We start from the raw sequence: 12,948 nt of genomic DNA, 5'->3' as shown, positions 1-12,948 counted from the left end.
CCCACCCCCTACGCTTCCCATTGAGTGGAACAGCAGGCCCAGCTCCACGCCGCATAGGTAACGCACTGCCCCCGCTTTAGTTCCGCAAGGGTGTCCTGCGCATTGAATGTGTGGATCCCCTGAAAGGTGTCTGACCGCTGAAGCAGCCGTTTCAAAACCGCCCGCTTGCGCCGTCCCTTCTTGGTGGTTGGGTCAACATAGGCCAGCATAGGCGCCTTGAGATACCCCATAGTGATCTCCATGCGCCGGGCAATCGCTTCCAACCGTTCTTCCTCCAGCTCTGCCCCGTCCTCGATCACCCTTGTCATTTTCTCCCGTGAGACTCCGGCGGCATTTGACGGCGTGGTGATCTGCCATTCCCGCGCCACCAGCTCGGCGGCCAAATTCGGATAGAGTGACACGGCGGGCCCATCGTGGCCGGGCCAGCTGTCCCCCACACGGATGAAATGATCTTCATTCTGACGAAGGCGGTCAACGATCCCTTGATAATTCACCCTTGACAACCTCCCCAGGCATAGCCTAAAATAGAGGCAGGAATAAGCCGCTTGGCAGTTGCTTTTCCGACCTCGCCGCCTCTGGTGTTCGTAGCACCGGGGCGGCTCTCTTTTTGCCCTCTGACATCCCGGCAGTACCCGCCAGGGGCACGCCCGATCCGTAGCGCTCCTTTGTCGCTGACGGCTCGGCAGTCGCACAGCTCGCCGGGATCCAGATGCGCCCCGCAATGGGGACATGTACGATAATAGCTCATTGCCCTTGCTCCTTTCCCCGCCCGCTCGGCGGGTCTCTTTTTGGCCTTCCTGGGCCTGTCCGCCCGGAAGGATAGCAGCAGCGCCGCCACAGCCAGCAGCAGGGACACCGGCAAGCTGTCCGCGCATATCGCCGCCCCCAGACACAGGGCGAAGATCACCCCGTCCCTCATATCTCCGCCCCCAGAAGCTGCTTGTCCAGCCAGTCCTGAAGCCGTGCCCGGTTGATGATCCACTTCCCGCCCCCCGGCTGAATAGCCGGGAAGCCCTCGGTATGTACCAGGTTATAGACCGCCGCCTCTGACAGCCCCAGCAGGGCCGCCGCCTCCGGGACGTTCAAGGCCAGCTTTTCCCACGGTGGCACCTCAACGGCTTTCTTTCCGCTCACGGCATTTCCTCCTCCGTCATTGGCCGTCCCTCCGCCAGCTCTGCCTTTGCCAGCTCCCCGCAAACGTCGCAGTAGACGCCGCTCTTCAGCAGGCTTGCTCCCCGCTCCATCCCGGCGGCCAGGTCGTCTAAGTCCACCTTGACCTCCTTCCCGCACCGGGGGCACTTGTTATATACCGTGTCCTTCCTGATCTGAAGCTCCTCGCCCTTGTACTTTACATAGAACATGCCGTTTCCTCCTTCTTTTTGTCGTTTCCGTATACCTCCGCCATCAGGCGGACGCCCAGCCGGAAGCCATTGATAAACCCGCACCGCTGGGCCTCAAAGCCCGCATGTACGAAGATATCCACAAGCCGCTCTTGGTCGGTATCAGATATCTTCAGCGCATTCAGCGCGTCAAGCGCTGCCTGATCCGCCTTCTGCTTTGCGCCGGTCTCCTTGCCCAACTCCAGCAGCTCCGGGGCCACGAAGCCCATCCCGGCGCTGAACAGAGCGGAGATCAAGTCAAAGTCCATCCCCTTTCACCTCCTTCCCCGTCGAGCGGGCCTTCCCGCCCGGTCCTGGTGTCCAATTCGGACACCGGCCCGGTAAATTTCACCGGCCCTTCATGGAACGTCAGCCCCTCCAGCAGACGGGGCGGGATAAATGCCCCGCCGCCCTTCTCCGGGCCCCTCACTGTCCCGCCTGGGCCTTTTGGGCCAGCTCCAGCCCCGCCGCCATACCCTCGCCATAGGCGGCCATAGCTGCCATAGCCTCCCCGGTCAGCTTGGGCATGGACTCCTCCAGCCGCTTGGCCATCGTCTTTTCCTTCTCGGTCATGTGCTCACCTCCTCCCGCTCGGGATGATTTTACAATGTAGCGCATAGATTACAGGATAATCATACATTGTAAAATCTATATTGTCAACCCCTTTTTACTTATTTTGCGATTTTATTATTGACGTGAGGATATTTCTGTGATATTATTATCGCAGAAAGGAGGTTAACCCATTGAATGAGCGTATAAAAAAACTGCGGAAAGCCCTGGGCCTTACGCAAGCGGAATTTGGTTCCCGTATCAGTATGAAACAAAATACAATAGCCCTCATCGAGGGCGGGAGGAATACGTCTAACCAGACCATCTTCGCCATCTGCCGGGAATTTGGCGTCAGTGAATCGTGGCTACGCACCGGGGAGGGGGAAATGTTCTCCCCTACCTCCAGAGATCAGGAGATCACCGCCTTTGTTGACCGTGCCCTTGCGGGCCAGCCGGACAGCTTCAAGCGCCGCTTTGTCTCCATGCTCTCCCGTCTCAATGAAGACGGCTGGGAGCTGCTGGAGAAAATGGCGTCTGAGCTCGCCGCCCAGCAGGCGGCGGCCACCCCCGCCCCTCCCGATGATCTGGCCGCCATCGAGCGGGAGGTGGAGGCTTACCGGGCCCAGCTCCTGGCCGGGAAAAAAGCGGCGGGAAGCTCATCCCCTTCCTCTGGTACCGGCGCAGGCTGAACCGCCCCCGGTGGTGGTGACGCCGCCAAATCCCCAAGCGTTTGGGCATTTGCCGGGGCATAAAAAAGCCCCTCCCGCTCGAAAGCGGGAAGGGAAGAAATGAGAAGAAACAGGTAAGAAATCAGAAGGAATGAGAAGGAATCAGGAAACTTCACATTGACAACATAGCCCCGGACGGTTATAATGACCATAGAAAGGGCGCTGCCGGTAGACGGTCAGCCCCCTCTGTTAGTTACGAAGTAACCGCCAGCCGGGAAAGCATGGGCGGTTACTTCTTTTTTGCCTGAAAAAACAAGCCGATAATGCCGATGACCACAAGGCAGAACTGGAACAGCTCTGAGTATGTAAGCATGGGCACCGCCTCCTCTCAGTGGAGGAGGCCAAGAAGCTGCCCCCTCCAAGATGAAGAGGGCCAACCGCCTACCGTATACGGGCAGCGCCACGGCCATCATACCACAGCGCCCGACAAATGGCAACAAAAAACCGCCCCCGGAGTTGCGACCTCCGGGAGCGGCGTAGATGCAAAAGACCACAGTCAGCTAAAACCAAGGCCCCTTTGCGCTCTTATTGTACCACAGGAGCGCCGGGAGGGCAAGAGGAAAGGAAGGATTTCCATGCCCAGAAGAGCGGCCTCCGGCACCGGCACCATCCGCAAGAAGACCGTCACCCGGAAGGGAAAGCCATACACCTATTGGGAGGCCCGTGTCACCGTGGGCCGGGATCCCGGCACCGGCAGACAGATCCAGCGCAGCTTCACCGGCCAAACCCAAGCCGAAGTCGCCCGGAAGCTCACCGCCGCCGTGGCCGCCCTGGACGAGGGCACCTATAAAGCCCCCTGCAAGCTCACCGTGGGCGAGTGGCTGGACATCTGGGCCCGTGACTACCTGGGCGGCGTCAAGAAGAAGACGGCGGCCTCCTATCAGCAGCGTATAGACCTGTACCTCCGTCCCGCCCTTGGGGCGGTGAAGCTGGACGCTCTCAGTGCCCACACCATCCAGCGCCTCTATAACGGCCTTTCTCTGGGCCTCAGTCCCCGCAGCGTCCACGTGGTTCACGCCGTGCTTCACCACGCCCTTCAGCAGGCCGTGAAGCTGGGCTATCTCCGCTTTAACCCCGCCGACGCCTGTACCCTCCCCCGCATCGAGAAGACCGAGCTGCGCCCCCTCGACGAAGCGGAGACAAAGGCTTTTTTACAGGCCATCAAGGGCCACCGCCTGGAGGCCTTGTTCACCCTCGCCCTCTTTACCGGTATGCGGAAAAGTGAGATCGTGGGCCTCACCTGGGACGCCGTGGACTTCAAAAGCGGCGTCATCACCGTCAATAAGCAGCTCCAGCGCCTCCCTGGTGCAGAGGAATACACTCTCCAGTCTCCCAAGAGCGGAAAGGGGCGCACCGTAGCCCCCGCCCCCTGGATCATGTCCATGCTCAAGCGCCACCGGACAGAGCAGGCCAAGCAGCGCTTGAAGGCCGGGGAGCTGTGGGAGGACGGCGGCTTTGTCTTTACCGACGCCATAGGCCACTATATCCCACCCTACACCGCCTACAGCCAGTTCAAGCGGATGGCCGCCTCCATAGGCCGCCCCGACGCCCGCTTCCACGATCTCCGCCACTCTTACGCCGTGGCCGCCCTCCGGGCCGGGGACGACATCAAGACCATACAGGGCAACCTGGGCCACGCCACCGCCGCCTTCACCCTGGACGTTTACGGCCACGTCACGGAGCAGATGAAGCGGGACAGCGCCCAGCATATGGAACAGTATATAACCGGCGTCCTGGGCCTCTGAGCGACCCAGCCGCCCCCCATAAAGGCCACACCACCGAGCGGGACACCCTCCCGCTCGGTTTTTCTATGTTGTGGGCCCGGAGATCACCCCGGCCAGCTCCCCAGCTGGGCCCGGTGACCGGCGCCAAGAAGATCCCCACCGAGCGGGCGGGCCGCCGCGGCCCGGGCAAGCTCCGCCTGGTGGCCGTCGCCGGTTTCCGATTCGGACATCAAAAGAGGCCCGCAAACACCCTCCCCAAAAGCTGTAAAGGGAAAACTAAAGGGAAAACAGGCCCTTTTCCTCGCCTACTGTGGCCCCTCGTCCCTTGGAAATACTACATTTTTCACTTTTCACTGTGACTATTTTGTAATTACGGCCAGAAGTTGCAGTAGACCTCTCCCGGCTCCAGCGCCACGTGATGCTGGAGGGCCAGCTCCTCCACCGTGACAAAGAGAAACCCCTTGGCGTGGAGGGCGTCCACGATCTGAAGCGCCGCCTCCACCGAAGTGGGATAGATGTCATGCAGGAGAATGATGTCCCCGTCCCGGGCCTGGGAGACCACCTCGCTCACCACCCGCTGGGTATTTTTGTCGTCCCAGTCGGTGGGGTCTACCGACCATAATATGATCGGCGTGCCGGAGCGCTTTTTCACCCCGTTGTCCACCAGTCCATAGGGCGGGCGAAGGAAAAAGCCCCCATGCCCCAGCGTCTGGGACAGCAGAGAGCCCGTCCGCTCCACCTGACTGTAAAAATCTCTGGCATTGAGCCCGGCAAGGGAGACGTGATCCCAGGTGTGGATCCCCACCTGGTGTCCCTCCGCCTCCATTCTGGCCACCAGATCCTCGTTGCCCTCCACCTGCTCGCCAATGAGAAAAAAGGTGGCGGCGACCCCCCGCTGGGCCAGGCCCTCCAAAAGCTGGGTGGTGGTGGAGCGGCGGGGGCCGTCGTCAAAGGTGAGCGCAATGAGAGGGCCCTGCGTCCCGATCTCCGCCGGGCCTTCCGCCGTCACCGCCGCCGGCGCTCTCCACCGCGCCCCCGCCAGCGTCAGTGCCAACGCCAAAGCCAGGGCAACAACTTTTTCCTTCCCTTTCACACCAACGCCGCCTTTCTGTTCATTCCTGCGGTCAGTATGTCCATTGGGGAGGATTTTTTACTGGAAGGTTTCGCAATAAAAAGCCCGCATCATTATAAGGATCCACCTGTGCGGGGCCCGCTATTTTTATAAGTGGGGGAGCTTCTTGCGATATTCACGCAAGTCATCCTCCCGTACATTTTTAATGATTTTGTCAAGCGCCGCGGCAAGAACGTCTTTATCCTCCGGCAGAGTTCCTTGAAACTGAAACGCATTGGATGCGCCTAAAGCGGCAAATTGGGTAGGTATCTCCAAGTTTTCAAGGAGAGTGCGAATTTCCTTATACTTTTCAATCTCACTTTCCTCTTGCCAGTTGCCACGTTGGATTTCCTGATAAAGCTCCGAATCCGGGCAGATGGTCAACATATTGACGCCAATGAGCGTTGGGTGGAGTTGATTGCAGACGGCAGCAGTCGCTTTTGCGCCAATTTCGCCCCGGCCGGCGCCGGAAATACTCACCAGGTAGAAGAAGCTGTAATGAATACCGACCTTGTCTAACCGCCGGCATTGCTTTACAATATCAGCGGCGACATAGCCTTTATTCATAAATCGCAGGGCTTCATCATCGCCAGTTTCTATTCCGATGGTCAGGCCGTCATATCCAGCTTGATGGAGTGATGCCAATTCCTCGTCCGACTTTAACGCAACATCTGTAATTCGTGAAAAGCATCCAATCGTTTTAATGGAGGGAATGTACTGCCGGATCAGGTCAGCAATAGCCATAAGCCGTTCACACTTCAATACAAAGGGGTTTGCCCCGGTCAAAAAAGCCCGCTGGATACGTTCCGGCCTGGGTATCCCCTGCAAGCGGGCCGTCAGCATGGAGATAGGGTCGTTACTCCAGAGCTGGGCCTCCTGCAGGTCGCTCTCGATATCCGCAAGGGGGGACATTCTGAATTTGAACGGCAGGTCATGATAGAGCGTACAGAATTTACATTTGTGGTGGGTGCAGCCAGCCGTGACTTCAAGCAGCAGCGAGGAAGCCTCGTAAGGCGGCCGCCATATTGTTCCCGTGTAGTGCATAGCAGAACCTCCTTGTTTTTCCGTCATTATATCATAGTACAAAGAAAATAAAAGTACGGTACTTTTTTGTAGTACCTTGCTATTTTGATGTTACAGCGATACAATGTATTGACAGGAGGTCGTGGAAATGAGAAAAACAGAAACAGCGATCCAACGCTGCAAAACCATGTCAACGCTTCAAAAAATGTTGGGCGGAAAGTGGAAACTCGAAATCCTCTACTATATTGCCTTTCACGACATTCACAGGTTTGGCGCTTTGCGCCGCCAGCTCGGCGAGATCACGGAGTCCTCCCTGACAAAACAGCTTCGGGAATTAGAAGCCGATGGATTTTTGATCCGGCATGACTATAAGGAGATTCCGCCAAGGGTGGAATACACGCTGTCTGAACTGGGAATGAGCTTTATTGATGTGATCCGCTATATGAAACAATGGGGAGAACGCAATCTACCGGATTGCACAGATTGAAAGCACGTGAATGACCGTCCGAATGAGATACTCTGTTAAAACCTCTTAATAAAAAGGGCAAGACAAACCATTACGGTCTGTCTTGCCCTTTATTTCTTTATGAAGCTTATCCTTCGGCGCGGGTCTTGGCGTTCTTATCTCGGGTCAGGATCGCCGTCCAGGGTGGACAGGTAGCGAAACAGAGGTACCAGCAGCGCCCACCGCTCCAGAATGTGAGGCTTCAATTCCGGGGAGAAGAGCAGCTCGTCGTGGGGGCGCTCACTGCTCATGGAAAAGCCCCCCTTCATGTTGTACCAGGGTGAGAGCAGCTCGCTGGGGGCCTCTTTTTGTTTTTTGAACGGCTCACCCTGGAGCTGGAAGGTGTCCTGCTTCTCCAGCTTCCGCACCAGCTTCTCCATGGTCTCGGGGTCGTTGTCCATCCGGGCGCGCAGCTTGGCCATGGTGGAGGCCTTCGCCATCCAGTAGCCCAGGCCGAAGCTGTAGTTATCCGGAGCGATCTCAAACCAGAAGGTGGGCAGACAGCTCCACCGCTCCGCCGGCTGAGAGATAGTCAGCCACAGGTGATCCTTATAGGGCCCCCGGCCATGGAGGCGGCGGGCGTCCCGGTAGATACGGCACACCCGGCTCACCAGGCCCAGCGCCCCGTATTTTTCATCCATGCCCTTGTAGAGTTCCCGGCAAAGCTCCTTCATGGGATACTCTAAATAAGTCTTATACTCGCTTTTATGTGCCTCGAACCAGCCGCGCTCATTGTTGAAGCGGACGCCCCACATAAAATCGACGGTCTCTGGTGAAAAGCCCTGAAACATGGCAGGAACGCTCCTTTTCTATCTCTCAGACGCCCGGAGGCAGAATGGCCTCGCCGGGATCGGGAATGGGGGTCGGCACGGGAAGGACGGGAGCAGTCTCCGCCGGGGGCTGCGGCGTTTCCGTCTCTCCGGCAGAGGGAACCGTCCCCGTCTCCGCCGGCGGCAGCATCCCGCCGGGCTGTCCGCCCTCCGGCTCCGCAGAGGGAACCACAGGCTCCAGGGTCTGAAGGCCCGTATAGGGGTCGATGCCCCAGAGGGCCATATCGGCGGGGTTATAGAGCACCACCGCGTTGCGCAGCTTGTATTTTGTGGTATAGAGTTTGGTCTCAGAGATGGTGTTGCCCTCGGCGTCCACCAGCTTTTGGTAGGTGTCCCAGCTCACGGCATGGTAGCCGGTACGCTCAGGATCCTTCTGGGTGGTGCCCTGGGGGATGGCGTCGCTGGGCTCATAGACGGTCTGGTAGGCCTGGATCACTACCCGGTTGGTAGAGTAGGGCTCACCGTGGATGCCGGTGGTATCTGTGCCGTAGATGTTCACATAGAGGTAATTTCTCTCATCCATATAGGCTTCCAGCTTGATGGGGTGCTCCGTGCTGTTCTGAAAGCGGAAGTCCAGGCTCCCCTCCTCCTGATAGTCCCCATAGACCGTGGCGTCCAGGCCGCCGTTGACGTAGGAGGGCTCATAGCGGTGGGCGGAACGTTCCAGGGTCTCCAGGTTGGCCCGCAGGCTGGCCCAGTAGAGGGTGGAGCTGGCCTGGCAGATGCCGCCGGCCACCGTGTCCTTGGAAAGGCCGTTGACGTAGGCGGTGGCCTTTCCGTAGCCATTGGCCACGGAGTAGGGGCTGCAGGCCTGGTTGAAGGAAAATTCCTCCCCGGGGAAGACGATCTTTCCGTCCAGGAAGGCCGCCGCCACCCGCACGTTCATTCTGCGGTCGGCGGTGCCGGTGACCCGGGTGGCCGCGGAACCCAGGGTGTCGCGGAAGAGGCTTTCGGTCAGGCCCTCGGTGGTGACCGCGGGCACGTCCAGCTTGAGCTCCACCCGGCACAGCTTGCCCTCCTCCGTCCCGGCCAAAGCGGTGCGGGCGGCGTCGATATCCAGATCCTTTCCGGTGACCGAGGGGACGATCTCCCCGCTCTCCCGATCCAGATAGGCATCGGCGGCCTGCGTAAAGAGGCCCCGGCGGATCATCTCAAAATCCGGCTCGGCAGGCGGAGCCACGGCGATGGCAGCCTCTACAGGCACATAGCCGGCAGGCTCGTCATTATTGAAAAGGTGGCCCGCCCGCTCGGTGAGCGCGGCCATGAGCTGGGCGGCGTCCAGGCTGCGCCCGGTACGGCCCTTGGTAAAGAGCACAGCGGTGTCGGTGACCTCCCAGGTGGTCTGGGCGTCCGCATCCCCGCACTCCCGGGCGGCTCTGGTCACAGCCTCCGGCATATGATCCAGGGTCAGGGACACAGCATGGCCGTTCTTGCTCAGAAGGCCCTGCAGAAATTTGGCTCCCCGGGTAAAAAAGCCGCTGGAGGCAGGCGAGGCCGCCCGCACCGCCCCCGCCGCGTCATAGGAAAACTCTCCGCCGGGAACGGTGTAGATGCGCCCCTCACAGGAGAACTGCACCTCGAGCTCGGCCAGCCGCGCCTCCATGGCACGCTCCAGGGTCTCCGCGGCGGCCTCGGTGGACTGTCCGCCCACCGCCACACCGCCGATATGGGTGTTGGGCGCCATCCGTCCGCCGCCGCTTCCGGCATAGGCGCAAAGGCCCAGATAGCCCGCCAGCAGCAGCGCCGCGACAGCGCCCAGGGCAACGGCGGCCTTCTTGCCCCCACCGCCGCTGCCGGCCGCCACCCGCTTCCCGCCGGCTCTCGTATCCTTCTCTTCCATGCTCGATCACTCCAATACCGCCCCAGGGGGCGGTCATACACAATATATAGAGTTATTATAGGACATTTCGCACTAAAAATCAATAACAGAACGGTTACAGCGCCCCTCTATTTTTCCTTTACAACCGCTTGAAATCGTTGTATGATATGTGAGAATCAAAAAAGTATGTAATTTCAGGGAGGGGATATTCCCCATGAACAATAAACAGGGTTCTGAGATCCCTTGGTGGGCCATTATTTTAGGTTTTATCTTTTTCTGGCCCGTGGGCATGGTGCTGCTGTTCCTCAATCTGGGCGGTGTGCGCATCCCCACGGACAAGCTCAATACCGGCGCGCGCCCTCAGCAGGGCCGAACCACCGGAACGGGCTACACCTATCATTATACATACACCGGGCAGGGCCAGAGCCAGGCAAAGACGGGGACTGGAACAGGCTCCGCCGTCCCCGGAGCCCAGAAGGCCGGCGGCAGTCCCTACCACTATGGCCAGGCCGGGCAGGCTCAGAAGCAGGCCCCCAGCCCGAAGAAGAAAAGCTGGGAGAAAAAGATCCGGGACGGCAAGGCCATGACCATTCTGGGCGGTGTTATGAGCTTTATCTTCGGCATCGGTTTTGCCGTGGAGTTTATCGAAGCCCTGCACTACGGCCTGCTTCTCTATGCCGACGAGTGGTTTCCCATCTTTGGTTTTCTCTGCGCTTGGCTATTTCTCCTGGGACACGGCATCGGCAAAACCAGGCTGTCCCGTCGTCAGCGGCTCTATATGGGGGTCATTGGGCAGAGAAGCTCCGTCTTCCTCTCTGACCTGGCGGGGGCCGCCGGGGTCAGTGAAAAGCGGGTGATCGCCGACATTCAGAAAATGCTCTCCGACGGCATTTTGCCCATGGGCTACATCGACCGGGCCAGCGGACGGCTGGTGCTCACCGACCAGGGCTACGAGCCCGCCCCGGAACCTCAGGTCACGCCCGAGTCCTCCCAGGCAAAGGCCAAAAAGGAGCCCCAGGAGGACGACGACGCCATCCTCCGGGAGATCCGCGCGGTCAACGACGCCATCCCCGGCGAGGAGATGACCCGGAAGATCGACCGCATTGGGGAGATCACCAAAAAGATCCTGGATTACCAGCGGCAAAATCCCGCCAAGGCCACTGAACTGCGGCAGTTTTTGAACTACTACCTGCCCACCACCCTCAAGCTGCTCAAGACTTACGCCCAGCTGGACGCCCAGGGGGTGGAGGGGGACAATATCACCGCCTCCAAAAAGCGCATCGAGGACATGATGGACAAGGTGGTGGAGGGCTTTGAGAAACAGTTGGATCAGCTCTTCCAGACCGACGCCATGGACATCGCCACTGACGTGGAGGTGCTGGAGCGGATGCTGGAAAAGGACGGCCTGGGGTCGGGAATGACCATGGGCGGCTGACAGAAACGAATCAAAAAACCGGGTCTGCCCCAAGGCCGACACTCCGTAAGGAAGTGTCGGCCTTGGGCTAACCTGTAAAGAAATTCTATCTATTTGGACGGCGTAGTTGTGGCTATGCCGTCCTTTTCCGCTGGTTTGCAAGATGTTCCTGGTACAGTCTCTCCATTTCTTCAGGGGAGGGAGCGCACCATAGGCCAATGGTGTTGTAGTGAATGTCCACCCGCTGGTGCCGCTTGCCGCCTGCCTTGTCGGGCTTGGACACCACGATTTTGTCAATGAACTCATGGACAATCTCAGGCGTCAATTTCGTCAGCCGGGTCACCTGTCTGGCCCGCTCAATGAACCGCTGTAAGTCAGCGGCCTTGTCCGTGGTGGCCTCCAAGCTGGCCTCCATCTCCGGGATAGTTGTTTTCAACTGCTTCTGCTCGGTTTCCAGTGATACAGACAGGGTGGCAAACCGTTCCTCCGAAAGTAAACCCTTACTCATGTCCTCGTAGCTTTTCTGGATAAGCTGGTCGATCTCCACCACCCGCTGTTTGGCCTTGTCCAACTCCCGGCCCCTGGCGGTCAACTCTCTTTTTTCTTGAATGCCAAACCGTTCCATCTGTTCCTGGGCAAACCGCTTTTCATAGACCTGGATGTACCACAACAGTCTTTGCAGACCTTCCAGCACCAATTCCTCAACTACTTTTTCCCGGATGAAATGGGCCGAGCAAACGTTGGAATTTCCTCGATAAGCAGAACAGAAGAAAAACGCCTGCTCCCGCTTGTAGTTGTTGGTGGCGCTGTACCCCAGCTTACTGCCGCAGTCGGCACAGTAAAGAAGCCCGGAGAACATACTGACGATGCCCGTTCTCGTGGGCCTGCGGCGGTGCTGCCGGAGGTCTTGCACGAGGGCAAAAGTTTCACGGTCGATGATGGCGGGATGGGTGTCCGGGAAGATTTTCCATTCCTCCTGGGGCTTGTCCATCCGCTTCTTCAACTTAAAGGATTGTCTGAACGAGCGGAAATTTACCGTATCGCCGGTGTACTCCTGCCTGTCCAGAATAGCGGCCACGGTGGAGGAACACCAGTTATGCGGGTACACAGGGGGCTTAACGGGGCATTTTACGCCAACGCTGTGCAGATACTCGCTGGGGGTCATCACGCCGTCAGACTTTAGCCGCTTGGCGATTTGCGTAGGCCCCAGGCCGGACACGCTCATTCGGAAAATCCGTTGTACTACCTCCGCTGCCGGTTCATCCACGATCCACCTGTTCTTGTCCTCTGGATCTTTCTTATAGCCAAAGGGAGTGTTCGTGGTCAGAGGTATTCCGGCATTGCCGCGACTCTGCATGACCCTCCGTACCTTGTCACTCGTATTTTTTGCGTGCCATTCATTGAACAAATCCTGCATAGGAACGATATCGCTCACTCCGTTTGCGGTGTCGATGTTGTCCATGATGGCGATATACCGCACATTCAGCCGGACAAAATCTTCTTCCAACAGTTGGCCTACCACAAGACGGTTACGCCCCAGCCTTGAGTGGTCTTTTACAACAAGGTTTGCCACAAGCCCCTGCTCGGCCAACTCCATGATTTCCATAAAGGCCGGACGGGTGAACGAAACACCTGAGTAACCGTCATCAAAGAAAAATCTTGGATTAGGCAGATGATTGTCGCTGGCAAATTTCTCCAAGATGGCCTTTTGATTTTGGATTGACCCTGAGATACCCTCTTTCTCGTCGTCACGGGACAATCTGGCGTATAATGCTGTAATCCTCTGATTATTTGGCTGCTTTTTCTTCAAAGTATGCTCCTTTCCGCAGCCGGATGTGATATGAATTGCAGGGTACGATTATCATA

At 58.3% G+C, this 12,948-nt stretch carries 16 protein-coding genes; 4 read left to right on the top strand and 12 right to left on the bottom strand.

All coding sequences use genetic code 11. The annotated features are described in order from the left end of the window. Positions 1 to 8 precede the first annotated feature (8 nt). From NFR87_RS06170 to NFR87_RS06145, 6 genes are all read right to left on the bottom strand, one after another. Entirely contained in the window at positions 9 to 494 is a 486-nt protein-coding gene (locus NFR87_RS06170) for a hypothetical protein (RefSeq protein ID WP_251447829.1), read from the bottom strand. Next, positions 491 to 919 (bottom strand): hypothetical protein, encoded by a 429-nt coding sequence (locus NFR87_RS06165; protein ID WP_251447826.1) that lies wholly within the window; start codon positions 917 to 919, stop codon positions 491 to 493. The genes NFR87_RS06170 and NFR87_RS06165 overlap by 4 nt, the downstream gene beginning before the upstream one ends. Next, positions 916 to 1,134: a helix-turn-helix domain-containing protein gene (locus NFR87_RS06160; protein WP_251447823.1), complete on the bottom strand. Its 219-nt coding sequence runs from the start codon at positions 1,132 to 1,134 to the stop codon at positions 916 to 918. The genes NFR87_RS06165 and NFR87_RS06160 overlap by 4 nt, the downstream gene beginning before the upstream one ends. Then, on the bottom strand, positions 1,131 to 1,361 hold the full coding sequence (locus NFR87_RS06155) for a hypothetical protein (RefSeq protein WP_251447820.1): 231 nt from the start codon (positions 1,359 to 1,361) through the stop codon (positions 1,131 to 1,133). The genes NFR87_RS06160 and NFR87_RS06155 overlap by 4 nt, the downstream gene beginning before the upstream one ends. Further along, a complete protein-coding gene (locus NFR87_RS06150; protein ID WP_251447817.1) occupies positions 1,349 to 1,648 on the bottom strand; it encodes a hypothetical protein in 300 nt (99 codons plus the stop codon). Before NFR87_RS06150 ends, NFR87_RS06155 begins: the two co-directional genes overlap by 13 nt. A 157-nt stretch (positions 1,649 to 1,805) precedes the next feature. Further along, the gene (locus tag NFR87_RS06145; protein ID WP_251447815.1) at positions 1,806 to 1,952 is read right to left on the bottom strand and encodes a hypothetical protein; all 147 of its coding nucleotides are present in this window, start codon (positions 1,950 to 1,952) and stop codon (positions 1,806 to 1,808) included. A gap of 170 nt (positions 1,953 to 2,122) precedes the next feature. Between NFR87_RS06145 and NFR87_RS06140 the strand changes: the two genes are divergently transcribed. Continuing rightward, positions 2,123 to 2,617 (top strand): helix-turn-helix domain-containing protein, encoded by a 495-nt coding sequence (locus NFR87_RS06140; protein ID WP_251447812.1) that lies wholly within the window; start codon positions 2,123 to 2,125, stop codon positions 2,615 to 2,617. A gap of 614 nt (positions 2,618 to 3,231) precedes the next feature. After that, positions 3,232 to 4,401 carry a tyrosine-type recombinase/integrase gene (locus NFR87_RS06135; protein ID WP_251447809.1) on the top strand — a complete coding sequence of 390 codons (1,170 nt, stop codon included), beginning with the start codon at positions 3,232 to 3,234 and terminating at the stop codon, positions 4,399 to 4,401. 83 nt (positions 4,402 to 4,484) lie between these two features. Here the strand turns inward: NFR87_RS06135 and NFR87_RS10450 are convergent, their stop codons facing one another. From NFR87_RS10450 to NFR87_RS06125, 3 genes are all read right to left on the bottom strand, one after another. Next, entirely contained in the window at positions 4,485 to 4,610 is a 126-nt protein-coding gene (locus NFR87_RS10450) for a hypothetical protein (protein WP_277613132.1), read from the bottom strand. Positions 4,611 to 4,750: 140 nt separating this feature from the next. Beyond that, complete coding sequence (locus tag NFR87_RS06130; RefSeq protein WP_251447807.1) at positions 4,751 to 5,473, bottom strand: polysaccharide deacetylase family protein; 723 nt, start codon at positions 5,471 to 5,473, stop codon at positions 4,751 to 4,753. A 126-nt stretch (positions 5,474 to 5,599) separates the two neighbouring features. Beyond that, the gene (locus tag NFR87_RS06125) at positions 5,600 to 6,535 is read right to left on the bottom strand and encodes a radical SAM protein (RefSeq protein WP_251447804.1); all 936 of its coding nucleotides are present in this window, start codon (positions 6,533 to 6,535) and stop codon (positions 5,600 to 5,602) included. Positions 6,536 to 6,662: 127 nt separating this feature from the next. On the opposite strand from NFR87_RS06125, the gene NFR87_RS06120 reads away from it, so the two are divergent. Beyond that, the gene (locus NFR87_RS06120) at positions 6,663 to 7,001 is read left to right on the top strand and encodes a winged helix-turn-helix transcriptional regulator (protein ID WP_251447802.1); all 339 of its coding nucleotides are present in this window, start codon (positions 6,663 to 6,665) and stop codon (positions 6,999 to 7,001) included. Positions 7,002 to 7,135: 134 nt separating this feature from the next. Here the strand turns inward: NFR87_RS06120 and NFR87_RS06115 are convergent, their stop codons facing one another. Next, positions 7,136 to 7,810, bottom strand: coding sequence for a DUF2461 domain-containing protein (locus tag NFR87_RS06115; protein WP_251447801.1), 675 nt, complete (start codon positions 7,808 to 7,810; stop codon positions 7,136 to 7,138). A gap of 25 nt (positions 7,811 to 7,835) precedes the next feature. Then, positions 7,836 to 9,689, bottom strand: coding sequence for a VanW family protein (locus NFR87_RS06110; RefSeq protein WP_251447799.1), 1,854 nt, complete (start codon positions 9,687 to 9,689; stop codon positions 7,836 to 7,838). A 193-nt stretch (positions 9,690 to 9,882) separates the two neighbouring features. On the opposite strand from NFR87_RS06110, the gene NFR87_RS06105 reads away from it, so the two are divergent. Then, complete coding sequence (locus NFR87_RS06105; RefSeq protein WP_251447797.1) at positions 9,883 to 11,103, top strand: 5-bromo-4-chloroindolyl phosphate hydrolysis family protein; 1,221 nt, start codon at positions 9,883 to 9,885, stop codon at positions 11,101 to 11,103. Between the two features lie 112 nt (positions 11,104 to 11,215). Here NFR87_RS06105 and NFR87_RS06100 read toward each other — a convergent pair whose 3' ends face one another. After that, a complete protein-coding gene (locus NFR87_RS06100; protein WP_251447795.1) occupies positions 11,216 to 12,892 on the bottom strand; it encodes a recombinase family protein in 1,677 nt (558 codons plus the stop codon). Between the last annotated feature and the right edge of the window lie 56 nt (positions 12,893 to 12,948).

The sequence above is a fragment of the Vermiculatibacterium agrestimuris genome (assembly GCF_943193085.1).
Lineage (GTDB): Bacteria > Bacillota > Clostridia > Oscillospirales > Oscillospiraceae > Vermiculatibacterium > Vermiculatibacterium agrestimuris.
This window is presented reverse-complemented; position numbering and strand designations above follow the sequence as displayed.